The following is a 21,970-nucleotide window of genomic DNA, read 5'->3' on the forward strand; positions in this document are numbered from 1 at the left end:
GTAGAAACTATTTTTAATCTCAAAGTTTTCCAAAATCTTTTTACGCATAAATACTTGGAGGGTTATCTTATGAGTTCTTTTCTTTTGAATTGGGCAATATTTATTTTTATGGCTGGCCTTATATTATCTTTGCCACTTGGAGCGGTATTTTACTTTAAAAATAGTCAACTTAACGATTTTTTTACGAATCCGAGAAACACTTAAAGCGGCACATTTGGATTATATTATGCAAGCATTTTCGATAGGTTTGGTCTTGCTATTAGAATTTACTATGAATATTGAATTTGCACTATATATGGTGATTCCTTTAGCATTTGGAACGTTTTGTAACCCGTTTATTTTTTATTAGAAGCCACTCCATTATATAAAGCAGAAGTTAGCAAAATCATTTATCGAATACTTAAAGTCTTAAGCCCTGCATCCTTATTTTTTGCTTGGATTGCAATGATGATCACATCCTTGCCTGCTTATATTTCTTGGCTGCTGCTATTTTTCGCACTTATACTTGGATTAGGAATCATAACAAATAAAAAGAAACTTGCCATCATTACAAAGGGATGATTTTAGGTATCGTTTTAGATTTTAGTAATGGATTCATTATTTTTTTGATCTTATTTTATTAGGAGTTCTTTTAATAATTTATTCCCCCCTCTTCAACTAATGGGCTCAAAAGTCCAATAAAGCAACGCAATCGCGTTGCTTATTTTAATGTTAAGGCTGTTTTATAGAAAATTGTGATTTTTTAACCCTGTTTACTGGAGTGGAAGGCACGTAGCCAGGAAAGATTGTTTCCGTTTCGGGTTTACCGAATGCTCGTTTTGGTAAAGAATATGGTTCCGGTTTTTTAAAAACGTTGTTGTTTTCAGCAGCAAGTCATAAAATTACTGAGCTTGAAAAAAAGCATAATGTTCAATATACGTTTTTGTTTATGAAGCCAAGTGGAGATCAATTACGAATTATTGCGGAGCTTATAGAGTCAGGTAAAATCAAACCTGTAATTGATAGAGTTTTTCCTTTTAACGAGGCTCAAAAGGCGATGGAATATTTGGAGGCGGGAAGGGCTAAAGGGAAAATCAATTTAAAAATCAGATAGTTTTTCAGTTACTCGAGGGTCAGTCCCCCAGTGGAGTAAAGCGTTACATCAGTGGGGGACTGACCCCGATTTTTTGAAATAATAATGGCTTTCGAACAGATTGTATTGGTTATGTAAGCAAAAAAGGCTCGTATAAATTCGCAACGATTACGTCAGCAAGGAAAGTATGTTTCGTCCTTCATTTAGGAAAAAACTCCATACAGAAACAGCGATGAAAATGCAAAAAGAGATCGATGATTTGCTTGGCCAGGTCTATGAAAAATCCTATCCAATGAGACTGACTCCTGGTGAAGTTTATATAAGGTTAGAGTGGGTAGATGACTTAAAGCAAATAATTAAGGATATAGATGAGGCGGATGAATTAAGGCTTCAGAAGTAGTGCTACTAAATTACTAAATTAAGTTCTGTGGAAATCCCGGTTCGTGTATTTTACGATAGTTACTGGAGCTGTTCGAAAAAGCTTAAACGAAAAACTTTTTTAATTATAGATAAATGAAGTGATTCTAGTTTTTTCTAATCTAAACGTACGATTTTCACTCAATTGAAAAAAGTATTCATCCAAGAAAATGTACTTAAAACTCGAATATTTTTTAAAAAAACAGAATACTATTTTGGAAGGATTAAAACGTAAAAGTAGGAGCAATCATAACCAAAAGAGGGTGGAAAATACATGGGATCCAATGGAAATTACTATCGTATTTTAGACGTACCCTATGATGCAACTTTTAGTGAAATTAAAGAAGCTTATCGAAAAAAAGTAAAAGAAGTACATCCAGATAAAGAAAAAGGGAATGCTGAACAGTTCAAAAAAGTTAAAGAAGCATATGAAACTCTTAAAAATGTTGTAAAAAGAAAAAGGTATGACGATCTCCTTTTCAAAAATACTCATAACGTCACAGATAATCTAAAACAGGAAAATCCCGCTAAAACAAATCCTTACATAAATATAATAAAAATACAGAGTAAAAATCGCAAACAGGCTAGCTTTTCACCTGTAATCATAAATGCAGCTTTTATTTTAATTGGAATTTTGGGAAATACTTATTTAAATAAAAAGAAATAATAAAAAATTATAATTAAAACAGGATCAATGAACAATTACACAATACGATGACCTAAAGGGAAATCGAAGTAGTGGAACTGGTTTTGCAAGGAAAAAGTAATAAATAAATCGGAGTGCAATGTTTTTAAGGGAATGTACGGTCAAAAACTATATTTCTAGTATTCGAGGGTCAGTCCTACAAGTGGAGTAAAGCGTTACATCAGTGGGGGACTGACCCTGATTTTTCAGCCAGCACAGATTCTTTTCACTCCTGATGGTAGTGATATCCTTGTATCCGAGCTTACTTCAAACCATCTTAGTGTATTTCATGTAAATCAAAATGGTACTGTTACAGAACCAATTGTTAATAATTCTTATGGTCAAGGACCATTGGGTGCATATTTTCTATCCACTGGAATCCTCTTGGTTACTGAAGCAGATTCAAATGCCCTGTCATCCTATTCAATGAGCAACGACAGGGTCCTTCATGTGATCAGTGGTTCTGTACCAAATGGATATAAAACCGCATGCTGGGTTGTAACAACAAGGGATGAACGTTTTGCATACGTTACCAACACTTTAAGCGGTACCATCTCCACCTACAGAATTGATCCTAATGGAGCATTGTCGGTAGAAAGGCATATTACCAGTACAGCGCCAGGTACATCCCCAGGTCTTCCGATGGACGTTGGAGTGAGTAAAGACGGACGGCATTTTTACACCCTTAACGGTAATCAGGGTACAGTGTCAGTATTTAAGATTCAAGATGATGGCAGTCTAGCAAGATTGCAGGTTGCTGCCTGGATTAACTTTCCTTACTTTGGGTCACAAGGTTTAGCCGTTCTTTGATTATGGGGTTAACCATACTTCATGGCATAAAAAATACAGGAGATAGTAAAAACAAGGATGTGACATACTGGTATCTTTTGTTATCAAACAACATAATTGCCAGCAGACTGTGAAGAAACGTACTTAAACAAACGGGTGCATTACTGGAACAACGGTAATGCTTTTTCTTATTGAAGTAACGGGGCCGGTTAGTTTAACAATTAAAGGGAATTATATAGAAAAAGTGGTGAAAAATTTGAAAGGTAACTATTCATCAGAAGCACTTAAGGAAATGAGAAGAAAACTTGAAGAAATAATTTTGAAGTCGATTCCACTTGGAAATCGGCTATTTTTTATTTCTAGGTGTCCTAACTTAAAGTTATGAGTAAGGTAAGATTATTGAGTAAATGAAGATAATTGGGGATTCGTGTCTTTTATTATAGGAGTATATCAAAAAATGTCACATTTAGCATCTCCTTGAATAGGATAATTTTGGACAAGTTCAAGAGTAAATCTGGACAAGTCTAAGAATAAAAATAAGGAGAAGGATAAGATGGCAACAATTACGGTCAGGAATACCAATGATAGCGGTTCAGGTTCACTTCGTAATGCTGTCGCAATTGCAAATCCAGGGGACACCATTGTCTTTGCTGTATCTGGTACCATTACTTTACTCAGTCCAATAGATATTAATAAAAGCATAACCATAAGCGGCTCTGGTCCAACAATCAGCGGTAGTACTACACGTATCTTTAATATTAGCGGTACGACTACCATAGTTACAATCAACAACCTAACCTTCCAAAATGGAAATGATCAAACAGGTGAAGGTGGTGGGGCCATCCTTAATAATGGTGCCACATTGAATGTGGTAAGGTCTATGTTCTTAACCAACAAATCTACTACTTCTGGCGGGGCTATTGCAAATAAGGCTTCCGGTACAGTTAATATTACAAATAATAGTATATTCACTGGCAACACTGCTAATTTTGGTGGGGCTATAGGGAATTTTTCTGGTACAGTCAATATTACAAATAATAGTATGTTTATTAGCAACAGCGCTACGGCTGGTAATGGTGGAGCTATCGCAAATGATGACATAGTTAACATTACAAATAGTACGTTCTCTCAGAATACTGCTTCTGGTGAAGGCGGGGCTATTGCAAATGATGGCACACTTATTGTTGTGAGAAGTACGTTTACTAACAACAGTGCTCAGATTGGTGGAGCTGTATCAAATTTCGGTCCCGGTACAGTTAGTATTACAAATAGTACGTTCACTGGCAACCTTGCTTTTAATATTGGTGGAGCTATAGCGAATAGAAATTCCGGTGCAGTTAATATTACTAATAGCGCATTCACTGGCAACAACGCTAATGTTGGCGGTGCTATAACAAATCAGGATTCTGGGACAGTTAATGTTACTAATAGTGCGTTCACTGGCAACAACGCTAATTTTGGTGGGGCTATAGGGAATTTTTCTGGTACAGTCGATATTACAAATAGTACGTTCTCTAACAACATGGCTTTGATTGGTAATGGCGGGGCTATAACAAATGATGGCACACTTATCGTTATGAGAAGTACGTTTACTGATAACAGTGCTCCAAACCTTGGTGGGGCTATAGCAAATACTGGAATAGCAACCATTACAAGAAGTACGTTCACGCGCAATACCGCTAGGAGTGGTGGAGCTATAGCAACTTTTAACAATGGTACAGCAACCCTTACTGGAAATACGTTCACTGACAATAGTGAACCGCAAGTAATTGGTTAATCTGGCCAAGCTGATGATGAATCAAGATCTGATTAGAATCACCATTCCTGATCACCATCACGTTTAAAAATAAGGGAAAAATGAAGAATAGCTTTTAATTTTTTAAGGTAGCGAGTTGCTACCTCTTATTATTTTTTGAAGGTAAATTATGATATTGTGAAGAAATGCACTTAAACTAAACGGGTGCTTTAATTGAATAAGATATCTAAAGACCGAAAATAATTGGTCTTTTATTTTTTTATTCATATGGAACGTTTGTTCGCATATAATAATACCGAGGTGGTTATTATGACAATTCGTGACCGAGGCGTTATGAAATGGCAATTCGCGTTTGGACATCCGGAGCTAATAAAGGGGCAGCGGGATCTATGGCGCGACCAGGAACGCATGAATAAGCCAATCATTGACGAGGATCAAGCGGAGGAGTTCGACCTGCGAATACAGTATGCAACAGAATACAATCATGCGGTAAAGCTGACGGTATGGAATGACGGATTTACTTCGGTGATAACTGGCCGTGTTCATTACGTCGATCCAATAACGCATGAGTTGCGGATAGAAGTAAAAGCTGGTGAGTTTGAGCGTGTGGCATTCGATAGTGTAGTTGGAGTGAAGGTCGTGGATTAAACAACAAAAACGGTAGCATAGGTTAGCTACCGTTTTGTTTTCTTATCAAAGGTTTGGCTGGACCAAGAGATTATGGAATATCGAGTTACCCTCTTGAGGTACACCAGCTGCGTTAATTCTAAATACGTTGATCTCAAATAACGGATTTGCCTACAGTATGCTTTCATTATTTTGAAGTAAACTATACAAAGCACTGTGATTTAATTAACGTTTAAGATGAAAAAGGGATGGTGTCAGATGAAAAAGCAGCTTCCACCTGGCCAATTCGAAACAGAAAAATGGCCAATACTGCACACAGGGGATGTTCCCGAGTTTAACGAAATCACATGGAATTTCAGACTTTTTGGTGAGGTGAAGGAAGAAAAGTCCTTATCCCATAAGGAAATCATGGAGCTTCCAAAAACCATATCAAACGTTAATATGCATTGTGTTACCACCTGGTCTAAATTTGATACAACTTTTGAAGGAATTGCACTTAGAGAGTTATTGAAATTTGTTGAAATGAATGAAGGTGTAAAATACATTAAAATTTACGGTTACTTCAATGGGGACAGATTTGGTTATTCTGCAAACCTGCCGCTAGAGCCTTTATTAGGGGACGATTCTTTGTTTGTATACCGTTGGAAGGATAAAAATCATGATTGGCAAGATATTGATCCAAAACATGGGTATCCACTAAGATTTATTCCACCAGAAGTATTTTATCTATGGAAAGGCTCAAAGTGGGTTTCAGGGATTGAGTTTATGAAAGTAGACGAGGCTGGTTTTTGGGAAGAGCGTGGCTATTCGATGACAGCCAATCCATTTAAAGAAGAGCGGTACCGTTAACACAGGCTACGAAACGAAAAGGAGGGTGAGAGAAGTACTTCAACTTTTGATACTTTGCTTCCAATAAAAAAGCAAGGCCATTTTTTGAAAGAAAACAACTCATTTTGTTCACAAACGAGTGCGATAATCTAAAATATGCGATACCTAGAGGATCGCTTTTTTTTATTTGATAATGATCCAGTCTAGTTGAATAAATTAAATGGAATAAAAGATACACAAGTTTTCGAAAAAAGGTTGAGTAAGGAAGATTTGGCAAATCATATGTAGACGGAGGATTTGAAATGAATTTTACCATTCGTATTTTCTTTAGCGAAAACTTTAATCATTCAATATTTGAAAGAGAGCTGAAAAAATACTTAGAGGAAATTAGTGTATCTGTTACAAGTATTAATTTTAATCAATTTGAAGAAAAATACATACATAATAAAAGGAATATTATTGAGGTAAATGTTGAAGTTAAAGGGGATTATATCGATTACAGAACCGTTTTTGGTTGTGTATTTTTAGTATTAGATGAACTTTCTTTAAATTTATCTGGATTAGATATAAATGAATCATAAGCTTCCCTAGGTGCTTTTGTATTTTTAAATTTCCTAATAAAAAATTTGTTTTATAAGGAGGAAATGATGAAAGAATTTATTATTTCATATATAGAAGATAATGAAATTGGTGGTCAGAAAAAGGAAATCCTCGTTGTGGGCGAAGACTTTCAATCATGCTATGAAGAGCATATTCAAAAATATCCAACCATGGTAGGTATTGTTCAGCAATTTGATGAAGAGCACGAAACCATAAATTTTCTCCGCCCTAACAATATTCAAATAGAAAAAGGTACGGACGAAATCTTCGAGGAAGATGAGAAAAAAAGAGAATTTTATGATGGATGATATATATCCACATTTCAGACTGAAGTGTTGACCATTTTGTCAATGCTGGAGTTCAGAGCAAAAAACGCGATTTTTGTACGCTAAGCATATTTCGACATGAAAAAAGCCGATTTTTCCTACGCTAAGGAATCATCGGCTTTATTTTTAATGTTAAGTTAACTTCTACCTTTTCAGTTATGTTATTAGATATCTGTTTTCCTTAGCAAAAATAAAATAAATCGAAAGCAAAGAACATATTACTGCTAAAAGGGGTAGCGTCAGGATTTTGACAATTTACATCGGTAAGGGAACAAATACTGATTTATCATGGTTTATGAGGTTTGTATCAATAGGGTTTTACTCTATTGATAATGAGGGATATAACTGTAGTTAAAGGGTTCCAAATATCTCATATACATGTCTCAAAATCCCTTATAGTTGTTAAGTTAAGCATTTTTACTTCTTAACATTGCTTAACGTTGTAAATCCGCATTTTCCTGACCTCCCACCAAGTAGGTTTGAAAATGAGATTGCTAATTTAGTTGCAAAAGAGATTAAGTTCTGTTTACGAGGAATCGACTTTAAAGTAAATGGTGGGCTTGATTTCCGGGGGTTAATGGGAGATCCAAGTGTACGAACGTACTTCCAAACAATTAATGTTGAGGCAATTGTTAAAAAAACGAGTCCGATGAGAGGGTAAAAGAGTTGAAAGAAAAAACAGACCCAGATGTCCGGTCTTAAATACTTTTAAAGCTGCTGACGTTACTATTAACACTACATGGAGGAAGGGCTAATCCGCATATCGTGCGTAAAGGAGTACAAAATTCTCATTTCGCCTTAGGATATAATTACAACCTCATATTGGAGAAAAAACGTTGTGAATATTGCGGGTTCTGCTCGCAGTCTTTCACAACGGTTTGCTTCTGTCCTCCTCGAACTGTATGAAAACAGTTTTCTTCTGAAGTTCTCCCCCCTCCACTGTACGTAATCCGTTAGCTTCAAAAGGGCATTTGCCACATCGCTTAACCAGTTTAAGGGGCTTCGAATACTGGGGAGAACTCGGGCATACAAATACTATAGCGTGAAATGCATTTTGACTTGGGGGCAAGAGATCATATGAATTACGATGACGTTTCTAACGAAAGAGAGAATCAAAGCAACAAAAAAAATGAGCAACTTGAGGAATTTCGTGTTCAGAATGCAGGAAATCCCCTTACGACGAGTGCGGGATTAAAGCCATCCAACAATGACGGGATATTGAAGGCAGGAACTCGAGGCCCTGCTCTGTTGCAGGACTTTCTGTTTTTTGATAAGCTGATGCATTTTGACCGAGAACGTACTCCAGAACGCGTCGCCCATGCTCGAGGGTTCGGTGTTCACGGGACATTCCAGGTTTATCAGTCGATGAAGCCTTATACCAAGGCGGGATTCTTGCAGAATCCAAGTGCAAGTACGCCCGTATTCGTCCGCTTTTCAACAAATCATGGCGGTCGCGGATCGATCGATTCCTCGCGAGATTTGCGAGGCTTCGCAGTGAAATTTTATACTGACGAGGGCAATTGGGACCTATTATCATTAAATTTACCCGTGTTCTTCGTGAATGACGCGCAGAAATTTGTCGATTCACATCATGCGGCTAATCCGGATCCACGCACGGATATGCCGACAGCTTCAGCAGCACAAGAAAACTTTTGGGATTTTGTAGCAAATAACCAGGAGTCGGCGCATTTTATCATGTGGCTTATGTCGGATCGGACGTTGCCAAGAAGTTGGAGAATGATGGAGGGTTATGCGATCAATTCATACCGGTTCATCAATGACCAAGGAACCTCTCGATTTGTACGCTTTCAATGGAAGCCAGTCCTCGGCGTACATTCACTTCTCCAAGAAGAATCCCTCATCATCGGCGGGTTGGATGCCGATTTTCACCGGCGAGATATTTATGAGGCGATTCAACGTGGGATATATCCCGAGTACGAATTTGGGGTGCAAATGATTGAAGAAGAAAATGAACACGCATACGAATTTGATGTTCTCGATCCGACGAAGCTCTGGCCAGAAGAAATCGTTCCTGTTCATTACATCGGAAAGCTGACACTAAACCGTAATGTCGACAACTTTTTTGCGGAGACCGAGCAATCCGCTTTTGATCCGACCAACGTGGTTCCGGGCATCGGTTTTTCCAACGATCCTATATTACAAGGCCGACTTATTGCTTATCGCGATACGCAGATGTATCGATTGGGTGGTCCGAACATCAATGAAATACCTATCAATCGACCGCTTTGTCCTTTTCACAACTACCAACGAGAAGGGGCTCATCGCCAACGCATTGATATTGACCAGGTTAACTACTATCAAAACTCACTAGCGGGCAATACACCAAGTCCAACACCGGTCGAGCAGGGCGGGTTCGATTTCTATCCCGAAAAGATAAAAGGCTTAGCCACCAAAGCCATAAGCGACACGTTTAAGGACTATTTTTCCCAAGCACGTCTGTTCTGGAATAGTTTGTCTGACGTTGAAAAAGACCATATATTACAGTCATTCATTTTTCAACTCACAAAAGTGAAGAGCCAATCTGTTCGTCAACAAATCGTCGACATGTTCGGAAATGTGGACCATACATTGGCTTCCACCATTGCTTCAAACATCGATGTACGACCACCATCAACCAAGCAAGTTTCCGTTTCTGCGTCCTCTCCAGCTCTAAGTCAAGCCAATACGCAGCATTTTCCCTATACCATGAGGGTTGCAGTTCTGATTGGCAACGGGTTTCCCGATCAAGAGGTCATCTCAGTTTTGAACACGCTCGTCGAACATGGAGTCTTCGTGGAGTTTGTCAGCGATCGATTGGGTACGGTTACAGGAGCACAAGGGACGACCATCACGTTGGATCAAAATTTCCTCGCGACGAATCCTGTTCTTTATGATTCTCTGTATGTTGTTGGTGGACGCGTGCAAAATCAAGCTGCCTTTGACTGGAATGTGAAAAACTTTATCCAAGGGACATACAAGTATTACAAACCGATTGGCGTGGCGACCACAGGGGGATCGTACATACAGCCACCGAAAAACGGAGAGCTTGAAGGTGTCGTCTTTGCTTCAAGCACTAACAACTTCGGAGAAGTGTTTGTCAGAGCAATTGCGAAGCAACGATTTTGGAACAGGAAGTAAAAGGGGCTGTCTTATAGGACAGCTTGCTTACTTGCAAAATTAGGTAAAACGAAGAGATGGCGGTGCTAGGGAGACGTTCCCAGCACCGCCATTTCTTGTTTCAATAATGGATTCGAAGGAGCTGTTGGAACATTTGTTAGATTGGCATTTATTTGATTAAGTGATATCGACCTTCCTGTAGTTCCTGTCATGGCCAATATGGTTACCAATTTTGTGCGTGATACCAGGAATTTGGATAGGCCTTTTACTAATGAAAATCATTAAAAAAGCTATTGAGAAACCTGAGAGCCCGTGAATATAATTAGTATTCTTTTAACAGAAACTCTCATTAAATTATTTAAATTACAATAATTAATATAGTTTGAGATTGAGACTAATTGTATTAATTAGAAATATACCCTGAATAATTACCAATATTTTTGTCATTCTAATAACAGAAAATAAATAATGAAGGAGCCTTTTGTATGAACGTAAATGAGTTCGGCTTTCTTTGGTATCTTCAATCAAGTTCGAATATGGTTAATATTATTTTAAAAAATCTTATTGATACTGCTGAGGATAAAGATTTGAGAAGTGTTCTAGATGAAATCAATTCATTATCTACATTTCAAGAAAAAGAGGCTACAAAGTTATTAAATGACAGCGGTTATAATGAAACGCCATTTTTTAGTGAAGTTGATTTAAATAACTCCTCAGTAAAGCTTTTTACCGATCAATTAATCATTGAAATTCTTAAGCATATTACCGGAAATGGGATGCGGATCCTCGCTTCTCAATATGCAGAACTAGCGGATATGAATGTAAAGAAATTCTTTCGTGAAGTCCTCACTAAGATGATTCAAATTGATGAATCTCTTTTAGGTTTATTAAAAGAAAAGAACTTGTTACAAAACAGTCCATTTTTATACATGAAAGCACATGAAAGAGACAGTAAAATGTTTAAGGTTATATCTACACAATTGAGGCCACTTAATGCGGTAGAATTGGGACATATGTACAGTGCACTTCAATGCAATAATGTTGGTGTTGCTCTATGCACTGCTTTTGCTGATGTTGTAAAAGATGAAGAGTCAAAGCAATTATTTAATGATGGCAAGAAATTAGCATTTCATCAAGCTGCTACTTTATCGGATATTTTTAGGGAAAACGGAGTTAGTACTACAACTGGACTAGAGAGCTTCGTGCATAGGGTCCAGGAATCTCCATTTTCAGATAAGTTAATGACGAACCTCATAATGTTTTTAAATCCTATTGGAATAATAAATTTACAAAACGCTGCTGTATCTAGTTATAAGAAGAATCATGTCAAAATACTAAGTGAATTAATGGAACAGGTCCAAAGTTTTTCAGAAAAAGGGTTTAAGCTATTGGTTAAAAAAGGTTGGTTTAATGAACCACCATTAACGAGTAGGTCAATTAAATAATGATAAACTGAATCCAATAGTGTAAATAATGAAGAATCTGGAATTTTATGGAAAGACTGACAGGTTCTATAGAGCGACATTATAAATTTTTCTAAGATAAACTTACACATTTGATACAGCTTTTCTTAGTAAAGTACCGTTGAGTAGAACAAGAGAGTTAACAATCTAGTCCTATCTTTTATAGCATTGACTGATATTTTGCATTTACATAATTCAAGGGGCAGTCTAACTGCCCCTTTTTATTCATGAAATTTAGTTTTAAAAAACCAGTTGTGAAAAGCTTGTGTTAAGTAATCCGTTATCCAAATGGTTATAAAACTCCAATACCAAGTCCATTTTTTATATTTAATTAATTTTGTATATTTCACTGCAATTATTTCAAAGATGACGATTACAGAAGTACTAATAAAGAAATGCAGAGTTTTTTTTAAGTGAGATTTATTTTTTGGATAGTACAAACTAAATAAAGTGCACAGTCCAGGATATATAAAGTATTCAAATGAAAAACTAGCTCTATTTGCTTTTTTGAAAAATAAGCGATATGGATAGGAAATTAAGTTTTTTTCTACTACTAGTAATCCAAAAATCCATGTTAATGCTTGTTTAAATAAAAATACAACTATTGATTCACGAATTTTATTTTTTGGTGTAAATTTTATTAATAGTAATGACACAATTATCCAGGATGAAATTACGATAGTTTTCTCTGCTTTGTATTTCATTAATTATCCTCCTTTACTTATTAGTTTTTACTTTTAGAATTGATTAATTCAATTTTTGTTTTAAGTAAAATGAATACGAAGATAATATGAAATAAAACAGTAAGGGATATTAATCTAAGAGTTGATTCAAGAAGGATGAACGATCTTACTTGTATACTCCTCCTCTTCATTTAACGTGAAAAAATTAAACGGATGTTTTAGATAAAAAGTGCTTTTTCTGCTCAAGATAATTTAACAATCGAAAAAATTGCGGCAGGATTACACAAATAATAAGGATTCGAAGCACTTGTACGGCTACGACAAAGGTCGAGTCACCATGGAGGACGACAGAAGTTGTCGTCATTTCAGCGATTCCGCCTGGCGCAAATGCAAGAATAGAGGTAATCAGTGAAATCCCTGTTATTTTAGCCACTAAAACCGCACACATAAACATAGAGAAAATGAGACCGACCGTACTTATGAAAGAGACTACGATCGTCCGTTTTAACCCGATAAACATGCTTTTTTGAAAACGCGAACCAATACTGGCAGCAATCATAATCTGCGATAAAATGATGACTTCATGAGGCCACCACGAAACGATGTCACCTCCAATCATGAACGAACCAAGAGATTGGGCAATGGCAGTACCCACCATGCTTCCAATCAGCCAGGGAGCAGGAAATCGTAAATATTTGATCAATCGGTAGCCTGCGTATGCAAATGCGATAAAGGCAAAAGTCCAAAGTAACATCCCGATTTTAAATTCCGGGTCTGCCTGAACCGAAAGGGGAACAGGATTCGCCGAATTTCCACTGTGTGTAGCCGAAAAAGAAGCAACCAACGGAATCATTAGGATCACTAAAAAAACGCGCATGGTTTGAATAATGCTGACGACAGCCGTATTTGCCCCTGCCTCTTCTGCAATCCCAGGCATAGCGGATAATCCACCAGGAGCCGTTCCGAAAAAGCTGGTCATCATATCCGTAATACTATATTTCCAGAGTACGAGACCGGAAAGTAAGGAAAAAATGATCGAAAGAAGAAGCATAAGAATGATGGCAAGCCAATTTTCCTTAAAAACATGCAAAAAAGTCAGGTTTATTTTCTGTCCCAAATGAATGCCTAAAATAAACTGCCCCATAAATAACCAGTACTTTGGCATCCCTTTTTGATTCTCATTCCCCCTTAAAAAGGATGGCTTCCAAAAGGAAAGAAAAGCAGCTGCTAAAAATGTGCCGATCATCCATCCAATGGATAGATCCGTCAATGAGATCAAGAATCCTCCTAAACTACTTATCAATATAAAACAAACACTGCGAAAAAAGGTGTTTTTTTCATTCATAATCTAGCCTCCTTGCTTCAAAACATCCAATGAAGATTTCGTAATAAATATAGTATAATCAAAGCAATAAATAAAATATGGAATTTATATTGGAGCCCATAATCAAAAGTTATTTCTTAAAGGATACAAGGTGATTTCGATGGATGAAAGAGACTGGATGGTCTTGCAAACCCTTTATCAAGAAAAAAATATAACCAATACAGCTAAAATACTGCATATTTCGCAGCCGGCTTTAACCAATCGCTTAAAAACAATGGAAAACTACTTTGGAGTTAAAATCGTGAATCGAAACTGGCGCGGAGTTGAGTTTACTCCACAAGGTGAGTATCTTGCAAAAAATGCACATGAATTGTTATTGCGAATCCAAAAGATGAAAGAAACAGTCCTAAATATGGAGAAAAAAATATCGGGTACATTAAGGCTGGGTGTTTCAACCTTTTTTACGGATTATAAACTTCCCGGATTATTAAAACTTTTTAAAGATCAATACCCTGATGTCGAGTTTAAAGTAACAACGGGATCCAGTAATGATATTGCCCATTTAATGTACAATCATGATGTTCATGTCGGTTTTTTAAAAGGGGAATATGGCTGGAAGGATCAAAAAAAGTTTCTCTTCGAAGAAAGCATTTGTATCGCTTCAAAAGAAGAGATAGACATGAACCGACTGCCCAGTTTACCTAGAATTGATTACGAAACGGATCCATTATTAAAAGCTGTAATTGATAATTGGTGGGCTGAAAATTACTCACAGCCTCCACTCGTCAGTATTAATGTGGATAAAGCAGATACATGCAAAAAGATGGTCGGTTATGGCTTGGGCTACGCCATTATGCCAAGCATGAATATTGATGATCTTGTTCATATCAATAAAATTGAAATTAAAAACAAGGAGGGAGAAAAAATCATCCGAAAGACGTGGATGTTCTACCATGAAGAATCTTTAGAATTCAACGTAGTAAAGGCTTTTGTCGAATTTGTAGAGGGGATTGACCTGCAATCCATTACCTAAGGTGGAATTTGCTGGTCAAAAACGGAGCTGTTTGGGGAGCTGTATACATGATCAATTGTTTTAAATAATTTTATAAAAATAAGGTAACTAGCATGGGTTGAAATCCTTCAAATAAAGCAAACAGCTGCCATGATGGCAGCTGGATTAACGTAACTTATTAAACGCAAGTAAACGATTGAATTTGTCTTAGGCTAATTCCGAAATTAACCCATCTACGACCAGTCCAGCGATACCCTGAAACAGAGTGGCGGCCAATAAATGTTGGATAAAACCAAAATTGCTCAAAACCTCTTAGCCATACATATGTGTATCTGTGTAAACAACGGACCATACTGCCTGGGTCTACTGCAAATGCTCCTGCTTGGTGCGTCTGTTGAGGAACAACAGATGGCGGTGGCGATGTGGGTGGTCCCTCTTCTGGGGCAGGATGACCAGGCGATGGTCCAGCTCCTGGAGCATGATGACCAGGTGGCGGAGCAGTTGGTGGCTGAAAGCCACCAAATTGTCTTGGATCAAGGGTCGAATAGTAATCTGCTTGAATAGGAGTTGCAGATAGATAAGCATCTTGACTATTTGGAATGTTATAGTACAGATGTATATGATTTGGGTACATAAAATGCACTCCCTTACAATTTATTTTCATATCATCCTATTCACTGGTTATTCACCTATTAACTTGTTCGAATAAAAATGTGTTTTTACCTATAAACAATCGTTGGGCATTATGATGTGCACGTGCACACCCGAGCAACTTGAGCACGTAACGAAAGCATACAAGAGATAATGAGAATACACCCTACAGAAGACGGGTTATCCGTCTTCTGTTTCATTCACAGGGAGTTGGTATTCTTTCTTTGTTTAATTAAATGATAAATACCAGTTCCTAAGTAAAAAAGAAAGAAATAGCCAAAAAGAATGAGAGTAGGAATGGCATTAGGAAGTATTTTTATAAGGAAAATACCTATAACAAGACAAATAAATGAAGCAATAAAATTAATTTTATATTTTGGTATTCTTTTCACAAAATCACCTCCAACTTATTTTACCATTATTTTCTAGATGTGTGATGATGGAGGTGTTTATGAAAAGATGGACTTACACGATCGGATGCGTTTCTACAAAAGTGAAGACGCATTTTACAATGTATCTGGGAGGTTACCAGATTGTCTCTAGATCATGCCCAAATATAATATAGACGGGCTCCAATTTCCTCTCGAAGTGTAATATATATTGTAATGTTAAATTAGCTCTCCATACATTCGAAAGGAAGTGGAAAAAATGGATAATTCCTTACCAATAACTAATGCCTTACCAATATCGAATGCCTTACCCGCAAATGTTCTTCCCCAACCTCCATTGTCTTATTCCTATGCAGCTCCTGTTTATGCAAGCTGTTTTCCTACTCAAGGATGCGGTGAATTTATACTCATAGTCGTTTTGTTTATTTTATTAATCATTGTTGGTGCAGTTTGTTTCTGTGTTTAAAAGCTGTGACTGTATTTATGAAATAATCCTCATCCTAACTCCGGATGAGGATTATTTCCCTTAAACTGATACAAGTTTTTCTTGAGCTGAACAAGCAATTGCTATTAAAGTAAGAACGAAGGAGTTACTTATTAGTTCTTGTCGGTTTGCAAATTACATCTTGATAGAATCCTTACGGTCAGCTTAAAAAAAGACGGTTATGTTATTTCAATTTACTATTTTTCACGATCGTCTAACCATTTATCAAATGTAGATTCAAAGTTATTCCTTTCTTCATTCGACATTATCAAAGGAGATATGACCATATAACCCAAGATTCCTGCTGTGATAGAAAAAAAGAAATTTGGCATAAAGCCCATATCTTTTTGCCAAAGAAATAAAAATCCGAATACCATAACTCCTATTAAAACACTTAAAATTCCTTTTAGAATAGCTTTATTCAATGTAACACCCCAAATGTAATAATAAAAATTTTTATTGTAATTCCCATCCATTATACTATGAATGTTAAAATCTTCTATTTTCTATTAAAAAATTTTTTTCCACATATAGCCACAATATTTACGAAAAGACTCTAAAAATAGGAAAAACATTTTCTAAATAATCGACGATTTTTACCGTTTCCTTAATGGACCTTCATTTGTTAAAAATGAATCAAAGAGTACTTCAGATTAAACCAAACAAGAGGTCAACTTGAACCAGTATAAAATTTGAGATTGACACAATGGAGGAAACAACTCTGAACCAAGCAATACCAGAGATTACTACAGAGATTATCCAAAGACAACAACAAAGATCGTACCAGTTGTTTTCCCAATCAAAAAACCTTAAAAACCCCCCTTAAAGACCAAAATCCTTCCTTATCCATTCCTTCACCCATTTGCCAAATTTATAAAAAAGTTTTTATTTTACCTGTCCCTTTTTGTCATTTTTCTTTATATAGCTAGGGAAAGATCAATGAACCAATCGATGAAACCAGAACGGAAGCCAATTGTTTTATCGTTTGGCCATTCAAAAAGGGAGGAAAAAAGAGATGAGTACTTTATTAGTGTACGAAAATCCAATGATCGTGATCCCATCATTAGCCAACAGGATTGGTTTAAATGAAGCAGTCGTCCTGCAGCAAATACATTACTGGGTCAATAAAAGCACCCATATGATTGAGGGCCGCAAATGGATTTACAATACCTATAATGATTGGCAGGAACAATTTTCATTTTGGTCACTTAGTACGATTAAACGGGTGTTTCGCTCGCTAGCGGATCAAGGATTATTGCTTTCAGGGAACTGGAATAAAAGCAAAATGGATCAAACCAAGTGGTACACCATTGATTATGAACGGTTAGAAGCACTGGAATTATCGCCAAATATCCAAAAGAAGGAAGTAGAACTTAATGAAAGGAAACACGTCGAAGCAGAAATAGATTCTATAGCTTCGGAGATAAACGCGCCTGCTGTTAAAAAGAACCTGTATAAAGAAGATAGTTTTGGTAGGGATTTAGATGAAAAGGATACATACACAAGTGAAAATGAAGAATTTGACGGTGCATTCCTGCATACGACACCTGGGCAAAAAGTAAAACTAAAAGCTTTCGTTCACAATATAGAAAATAGTCCAGACATACAAAATCCCTTATTGAGTAATCAAAAAACAGAAGATGTGAAAGAAATTATTGAGTTTTGGGATACGAATGGATTTGGATTTACAAACGTGAATGCAAAAGAGAAGTTGTTGTCATGGTTAGATGATTCTAGCTTTATGCAGCCAAAAGAGATGATTTTAAAAGCAATGAATATTGCCTGTGCGAATAACAAGCGGAAGTTGAACTATATTGTGGCGATTCTGAAGAACTGGGAAAATGAATCTTTACTGACTGTAGAAGAAGTTGAGCGGGAACAGGAAAAGCAAAAGCAAAAGACTGTACCAAAGCATAGGAAATCAACTGAATCATCTCCTTCCGGAAGAGATATTCCAAGAGGATTTGAACTCGACTTGACGGCAGGTGAAGAGTGATGAGTATGGCAGAAAAAGCGTTCTTAGGAAGCTTGATGAAAGCAGAATACTTACTCAAGGATACGGTGGTTCAGCCTGAACAACTAGAAAGTATAATGCATAAAGAATTAATGCGGAGAATGGTAGAGTTTAACCGTGCAGGCAAGAATATTGATTTAATTTCCTTGACCACCTTATCTGACCTCGATTCTGTAGGTGGAATGTCTTACCTTTCGGAGCTGTTATCGTATGCGGATATAGAGAAATTTGACCGTACGGAGAAGCTCATTCTTGACCAGTGGAAGGAACGAGAAAAGCGGAACATTTTAACGGTAGCGGCCACGAACGATTGGGAAATAGCGAAAGTAATCACCGAATTGGATAAGATTAACCAAATGAAGATGGACGACCACACGTCTTTACAACAAGCAATGTCCATCATTTATGAGGCACCCTGGGAAGATCAACCAACCTTGAAAACCGCCACAACAGGGATCAAAAAGCTAGACGAAGTGACGGGAGGCTTTCAGGACGGGGAAGTAACGATTCTAGCGGCAAGACCCTCGATGGGAAAAACCGATGTGATGCTTCATTTTGCAAAAATGTCGGGATGGGCTGGATATTTGCCTCTCGTCTTTTCCTTAGAAATGCCCGAAAGGCTGATCACCTCCCGATTAATGGCTTCAACCGGAGGCTTTAACCGTGCAAAAATGCGGGATCCGAAAAGAATGCTCAATCCTAGTCAAAAGATTAAATGGTCGGATGTGATTGGGGACCTTACTGAAACCCATATGCAAATTTTTGATGGGTCTGGACAAACCATTGCCGAAATGAGAGCAAAAACACGAAAAATGATGCATCAATTTCCATACAAGAAACCAATTCTATTTATCGATTACCTAACGCTTATCCATTCTGGTCAATTCTTTGGCGGGAACTCCCATTTACAAGTGACGGAAATCTCTAAATCTCTTAAAGCGATGGCGAAGGATTTTAATTGCCCCGTCATTTGTTTGGCGCAGTTAAATCGATCGGTAGAATCAAGAGCTAATAAGCGGCCGATGATGTCTGACATTCGGGAATCAGGCAGTGTGGAACAGGATGCCGATGTGATTTTGTTCTTGTATCGGGAATCCTATTATGACAAGGATTCCGAGGATCATTCCCTTGAAATCATTGTCTCAAAAAATCGAAATGGTCCAGTTGGAACCGTCTCAGTGAATTACAACGAGCATACAGGAAAGATTGAGGAGCAAAAGGAATAGGGTGTTTCCGTTTCGGTCACGGAGCCAGGGACATATTCTAATATCGAGGTGTTAGCAGTGATTGTGGAAGAATTATATCAGGAGTGTTTCCATTATGATGAATCCTCTTTGGCCCATTGCATCTACCATTTACTAGAAGTGCAGAAAATTTCATTAAAAGATGACATTTCAAAAATAGATCTCAACCAAGTAGATCATCAGAAGGTAGCGAAATTGATTCAACATAATTACTTAGGGATCCATAAAATGGGTATCTACTCATTAAAGATGAGCCAGAAGGATTTTGTCTTTATCTTTGCTAGAAGCGGACAAGAAGCAATCGATTTCTATACCAAAACCTTTCATCAAACTCCATTGAATTGTCACTAATATTCGCTAGACATACAGCTTACTAGGGGTAAGGAGGTGATTTCGTTTCGGGACATTAAAAAGGATATTGAGAGTTTTCCTGCTATTGCGGGGTATTTTAAAAGGGAGAGGTAAAAATGAAAAGATGGAACAACCGGACATTTAAATTTTAGATTACCTTTCAAAAATACTAATGTTCAGGAAAAATTCACATTTCATACCGTAAACTTTACAAAATAATATATTCTTAAATTGTAATCATTTGGGAGGCTCTGATATCTTTATTACAATTGAGAGAAAACATCCAAATGACTCCTATTTTGAAGTTGAAAGGATGATTTAATAATGGATTTTAATAAAGTAATTGAACTACTTGAAGATCTACCAGCAAGCACTGGCCTTGATTCAGAAGATCATTGGGAGGATGGACCTATTTTTCAAAAATGGCGTTTAGAAGCCATGGAAGCAATAAGATATGCTGTTAATGTACTTGAAACAGGAAAAGTTGTTGGTTTGTTAGAACTGAATGGAAAAACTTATAAAATTATGGACTAAATCGTTAAAATGCTTCATGTTAAATATGGTCATATATGGAACGTAGCGGCTGAAAGTTTTTTGCAAGGTATAAGGTGTCCAAAATGTAATGATTCTCATGGTGAATTAGCAATTGCAAAATGGTTAGAAGAGGACTGGTGTCCTCCACAGTCTTCAAAACTGCTTGAGACCTGAGTGCCAGGTCTGGTGGGTTCGATTCCCACGCTGTCCCGCCAACTATTCAATAATGACGCTGTTTTTACGATGATTGATATCGTGATGTTAGCGTTGATTGATTTCGTTCAATTACACAGTTTTCGCTCAGTTTTACGCAAGACTGTAAAAGACTGTCGGTAAAGACTGTTTTGAACGTTGCCTGAAACTGTAAAAGTTATCTGTTCGTCCTCTTACGCAGATTTTAAACTGTCGAAAGGGGATTTTTTATTATGCGCAAAAATTTATCTAGACGGAAGCGAATGGATGGAAACGAGGTTGTTTCGCTCACTATCACCCAAATGTTCGAGGAGTTTATGCTCATTAAAAAGGGAGAAGGGTTAGCAAAGCGTACCATTGCAGAACACTATAATAACTTCGGATACTTTAAGGACTTTATCAACCAAGAGTTATCAGCAGATGAAATTACGACTGAACTTTTCATGGGTTGGATTACGTATATGCTAGAGGAAATGAATTACTCACCGTTTACCGTAAATATTCGAGTTAGGACGATGAGGTCGTTTTTGAGGTATGCCTTCGAGGATAAAATGTGGATTAAAGAGCCGATTCATAAACGCTTTAAGCCGATAAAGGCACCAATAGATGTTGTTGAGGCGTTTACAGTTGAGGAGTATCGCCGATTAATAGCAGCGATTGATGATGAGAATTACGTTGGTTTTAGAACAAAGGTAATAACATTTGTATTGCTCGATACAATGGTACGAGTATGTGAACTTGTTGATATGAAACGTCAAAATATTGACTTCAAGACGATGTCTATTAGACTTGAAGCTGCAGACACCAAAACTCGAGTCGGTCGTATTGTTCCGATTTCACCACGTACTGCAAAGTTATTAAGCGAATATATCCGTGAAACTGAAGAGTTTGGTAATGAAAATGTATTCCTCTCTTATGAAGGTGAAAGAATTAGTGAGGCAACAGTCCGTGATAACTTAAGACTTTATGGTCAGGTCGCAAAAATTACGAATAAGAGAGTCAGCCCTCATACTCTAAGACACACTGGTGCATTATTCTATATTCTTAACGGTGGTGATCCGTTTAGTTTGCAAAGAATACTCGGGCATTCTCATATGAATATGGTAAGACGTTATGTACAAATGACGAATATGGATGTTCAGAATCAACATAGCGTACACTCGCCTTTAAATTACGTATTTAAATAATAGATAGATATTATTGCGTCACCTTATGGGTGGCGTTTTTTTTTATTAAATTAACAGAAGGGTTGCTTAAGAAGGCTCATAAAAATTTTATGTAAAAAAGCTAAAGTTTAATATGAAAGTGAAAAGGGAGGAAAGAGGAGCAAATACAAATTTACATGGTTATTTCCTTTGAAAAGGTGACGAAGTCAGAACCTCAAAAAATACATTCATTAAGTCAAAGTAAGT

General features: G+C 37.0%; 21 protein-coding genes and 2 pseudogenes. 18 read left to right on the forward strand and 5 right to left on the reverse strand.

From position 1 onward, the window contains the following. Positions 1 to 778: 778 nt before the first annotated feature. The 11 genes and pseudogenes from RCG21_RS17085 to RCG21_RS17135 form a co-directional block, all read left to right on the forward strand. Positions 779 to 1,093, forward strand: a pseudogene (locus RCG21_RS17085) (zinc-binding dehydrogenase); the annotation flags it as partial. Positions 1,094 to 1,259: 166 nt separating this feature from the next. Further along, positions 1,260 to 1,472: a hypothetical protein gene (locus RCG21_RS17090; RefSeq protein ID WP_308913442.1), complete on the forward strand. Its 213-nt coding sequence runs from the start codon at positions 1,260 to 1,262 to the stop codon at positions 1,470 to 1,472. Positions 1,473 to 1,763: 291 nt separating this feature from the next. After that, on the forward strand, positions 1,764 to 2,156 hold the full coding sequence (locus tag RCG21_RS17095) for a J domain-containing protein (protein WP_308913443.1): 393 nt from the start codon (positions 1,764 to 1,766) through the stop codon (positions 2,154 to 2,156). A 225-nt stretch (positions 2,157 to 2,381) separates the two neighbouring features. After that, positions 2,382 to 2,984: pseudogene (locus tag RCG21_RS17100) on the forward strand (lactonase family protein); the annotation flags it as partial. Positions 2,985 to 3,516: 532 nt separating this feature from the next. Next, positions 3,517 to 4,740 (forward strand): beta strand repeat-containing protein, encoded by a 1,224-nt coding sequence (locus RCG21_RS17105; protein WP_308913444.1) that lies wholly within the window; start codon positions 3,517 to 3,519, stop codon positions 4,738 to 4,740. Positions 4,741 to 4,995: 255 nt separating this feature from the next. Further along, positions 4,996 to 5,367, forward strand: a complete 372-nt coding sequence (locus RCG21_RS17110) for a YolD-like family protein (protein WP_308913445.1) — start codon at positions 4,996 to 4,998, stop codon at positions 5,365 to 5,367. A gap of 237 nt (positions 5,368 to 5,604) precedes the next feature. Then, the gene (locus RCG21_RS17115) at positions 5,605 to 6,195 is read left to right on the forward strand and encodes a molybdopterin-dependent oxidoreductase (protein ID WP_133340465.1); all 591 of its coding nucleotides are present in this window, start codon (positions 5,605 to 5,607) and stop codon (positions 6,193 to 6,195) included. A 281-nt stretch (positions 6,196 to 6,476) separates the two neighbouring features. Beyond that, positions 6,477 to 6,755: a hypothetical protein gene (locus RCG21_RS17120; RefSeq protein WP_133340467.1), complete on the forward strand. Its 279-nt coding sequence runs from the start codon at positions 6,477 to 6,479 to the stop codon at positions 6,753 to 6,755. 66 nt (positions 6,756 to 6,821) lie between these two features. Further along, positions 6,822 to 7,082: a hypothetical protein gene (locus tag RCG21_RS17125; RefSeq protein ID WP_133340469.1), complete on the forward strand. Its 261-nt coding sequence runs from the start codon at positions 6,822 to 6,824 to the stop codon at positions 7,080 to 7,082. 1,095 nt (positions 7,083 to 8,177) lie between these two features. Beyond that, the gene (locus RCG21_RS17130) at positions 8,178 to 10,238 is read left to right on the forward strand and encodes a catalase (protein WP_133340471.1); all 2,061 of its coding nucleotides are present in this window, start codon (positions 8,178 to 8,180) and stop codon (positions 10,236 to 10,238) included. A gap of 464 nt (positions 10,239 to 10,702) precedes the next feature. Beyond that, a complete protein-coding gene (locus tag RCG21_RS17135; RefSeq protein ID WP_133340473.1) occupies positions 10,703 to 11,662 on the forward strand; it encodes a DUF3231 family protein in 960 nt (319 codons plus the stop codon). 239 nt (positions 11,663 to 11,901) lie between these two features. Here the strand turns inward: RCG21_RS17135 and RCG21_RS17140 are convergent, their stop codons facing one another. After that, positions 11,902 to 12,384, reverse strand: coding sequence for a CBO0543 family protein (locus RCG21_RS17140; RefSeq protein ID WP_133337217.1), 483 nt, complete (start codon positions 12,382 to 12,384; stop codon positions 11,902 to 11,904). 184 nt (positions 12,385 to 12,568) lie between these two features. Further along, complete coding sequence (locus RCG21_RS17145; RefSeq protein ID WP_308913446.1) at positions 12,569 to 13,708, reverse strand: AbrB family transcriptional regulator; 1,140 nt, start codon at positions 13,706 to 13,708, stop codon at positions 12,569 to 12,571. Positions 13,709 to 13,847: 139 nt separating this feature from the next. Here RCG21_RS17145 and RCG21_RS17150 point away from each other — a divergent pair, with 139 nt between their 5' ends. After that, positions 13,848 to 14,720 carry a LysR family transcriptional regulator gene (locus RCG21_RS17150; RefSeq protein ID WP_308913447.1) on the forward strand — a complete coding sequence of 291 codons (873 nt, stop codon included), beginning with the start codon at positions 13,848 to 13,850 and terminating at the stop codon, positions 14,718 to 14,720. A 157-nt stretch (positions 14,721 to 14,877) separates the two neighbouring features. On the opposite strand, the gene RCG21_RS17155 is transcribed toward RCG21_RS17150, so the two are convergent. Both RCG21_RS17155 and RCG21_RS17160 read right to left on the reverse strand, forming a co-directional pair. After that, positions 14,878 to 15,333, reverse strand: a complete 456-nt coding sequence (locus RCG21_RS17155; RefSeq protein ID WP_308913448.1) for a hypothetical protein — start codon at positions 15,331 to 15,333, stop codon at positions 14,878 to 14,880. A gap of 217 nt (positions 15,334 to 15,550) precedes the next feature. Next, positions 15,551 to 15,742, reverse strand: coding sequence for a hypothetical protein (locus tag RCG21_RS17160; protein WP_133337209.1), 192 nt, complete (start codon positions 15,740 to 15,742; stop codon positions 15,551 to 15,553). 334 nt (positions 15,743 to 16,076) lie between these two features. On the opposite strand from RCG21_RS17160, the gene RCG21_RS33565 reads away from it, so the two are divergent. Beyond that, a complete protein-coding gene (locus RCG21_RS33565) occupies positions 16,077 to 16,205 on the forward strand; it encodes a YjcZ family sporulation protein (RefSeq protein ID WP_372512765.1) in 129 nt (42 codons plus the stop codon). A 215-nt stretch (positions 16,206 to 16,420) separates the two neighbouring features. Here the strand turns inward: RCG21_RS33565 and RCG21_RS17170 are convergent, their stop codons facing one another. After that, positions 16,421 to 16,648, reverse strand: coding sequence for a hypothetical protein (locus RCG21_RS17170; protein ID WP_308913450.1), 228 nt, complete (start codon positions 16,646 to 16,648; stop codon positions 16,421 to 16,423). 590 nt (positions 16,649 to 17,238) lie between these two features. Between RCG21_RS17170 and RCG21_RS17175 the strand changes: the two genes are divergently transcribed. From RCG21_RS17175 to RCG21_RS17195, 5 genes are all read left to right on the forward strand, one after another. Next, a complete protein-coding gene (locus RCG21_RS17175; protein ID WP_308913451.1) occupies positions 17,239 to 18,219 on the forward strand; it encodes a DnaD domain-containing protein in 981 nt (326 codons plus the stop codon). Beyond that, on the forward strand, positions 18,219 to 19,463 hold the full coding sequence (locus RCG21_RS17180) for a replicative DNA helicase (RefSeq protein ID WP_308913452.1): 1,245 nt from the start codon (positions 18,219 to 18,221) through the stop codon (positions 19,461 to 19,463). Before RCG21_RS17175 ends, RCG21_RS17180 begins: the two co-directional genes overlap by 1 nt. A gap of 57 nt (positions 19,464 to 19,520) precedes the next feature. Further along, positions 19,521 to 19,832 (forward strand): hypothetical protein, encoded by a 312-nt coding sequence (locus RCG21_RS17185; RefSeq protein ID WP_308913453.1) that lies wholly within the window; start codon positions 19,521 to 19,523, stop codon positions 19,830 to 19,832. A 324-nt stretch (positions 19,833 to 20,156) separates the two neighbouring features. Further along, on the forward strand, positions 20,157 to 20,366 hold the full coding sequence (locus RCG21_RS17190) for a hypothetical protein (RefSeq protein ID WP_308913454.1): 210 nt from the start codon (positions 20,157 to 20,159) through the stop codon (positions 20,364 to 20,366). Positions 20,367 to 20,791: 425 nt separating this feature from the next. Next, positions 20,792 to 21,745, forward strand: coding sequence for a tyrosine-type recombinase/integrase (locus RCG21_RS17195; protein ID WP_308913455.1), 954 nt, complete (start codon positions 20,792 to 20,794; stop codon positions 21,743 to 21,745). The last annotated feature ends 225 nt before the right edge of the window (positions 21,746 to 21,970 follow it).

Source organism: Bacillus salipaludis, from assembly GCF_030938565.1.
In the GTDB taxonomy this organism is placed as follows: domain Bacteria; phylum Bacillota; class Bacilli; order Bacillales; family Cytobacillaceae; genus Neobacillus; species Neobacillus salipaludis_A.

Bases quoted from the DNA above. Each gene is read 5' to 3' on its own strand.
- RCG21_RS17090 (WP_308913442.1), top strand. From the start codon at position 1,260: ATGTTTCGTCCTTCATTTAGGAAAAAACTCCATACAGAAACAGCGATG.
- RCG21_RS17095 (WP_308913443.1), top strand. From the start codon at position 1,764: ATGGGATCCAATGGAAATTACTATCGTATTTTAGACGTACCCTATGAT.
- RCG21_RS17105 (WP_308913444.1), top strand. From the start codon at position 3,517: ATGGCAACAATTACGGTCAGGAATACCAATGATAGCGGTTCAGGTTCA.
- RCG21_RS17115 (WP_133340465.1), top strand. From the start codon at position 5,605: ATGAAAAAGCAGCTTCCACCTGGCCAATTCGAAACAGAAAAATGGCCA.
- RCG21_RS17120 (WP_133340467.1), top strand. From the start codon at position 6,477: ATGAATTTTACCATTCGTATTTTCTTTAGCGAAAACTTTAATCATTCA.
- RCG21_RS17125 (WP_133340469.1), top strand. From the start codon at position 6,822: ATGAAAGAATTTATTATTTCATATATAGAAGATAATGAAATTGGTGGT.
- RCG21_RS17130 (WP_133340471.1), top strand. From the start codon at position 8,178: ATGAATTACGATGACGTTTCTAACGAAAGAGAGAATCAAAGCAACAAA.
- RCG21_RS17135 (WP_133340473.1), top strand. From the start codon at position 10,703: ATGAACGTAAATGAGTTCGGCTTTCTTTGGTATCTTCAATCAAGTTCG.
- RCG21_RS17140 (WP_133337217.1), bottom strand. From the start codon at position 12,384: ATGAAATACAAAGCAGAGAAAACTATCGTAATTTCATCCTGGATAATT.
- RCG21_RS17145 (WP_308913446.1), bottom strand. From the start codon at position 13,708: ATGAATGAAAAAAACACCTTTTTTCGCAGTGTTTGTTTTATATTGATA.
- RCG21_RS17150 (WP_308913447.1), top strand. From the start codon at position 13,848: ATGGATGAAAGAGACTGGATGGTCTTGCAAACCCTTTATCAAGAAAAA.
- RCG21_RS17155 (WP_308913448.1), bottom strand. From the start codon at position 15,333: ATGTACCCAAATCATATACATCTGTACTATAACATTCCAAATAGTCAA.
- RCG21_RS17175 (WP_308913451.1), top strand. From the start codon at position 17,239: ATGAGTACTTTATTAGTGTACGAAAATCCAATGATCGTGATCCCATCA.
- RCG21_RS17180 (WP_308913452.1), top strand. From the start codon at position 18,219: ATGAGTATGGCAGAAAAAGCGTTCTTAGGAAGCTTGATGAAAGCAGAA.
- RCG21_RS17190 (WP_308913454.1), top strand. From the start codon at position 20,157: ATGGATTTTAATAAAGTAATTGAACTACTTGAAGATCTACCAGCAAGC.
- RCG21_RS17195 (WP_308913455.1), top strand. From the start codon at position 20,792: ATGCGCAAAAATTTATCTAGACGGAAGCGAATGGATGGAAACGAGGTT.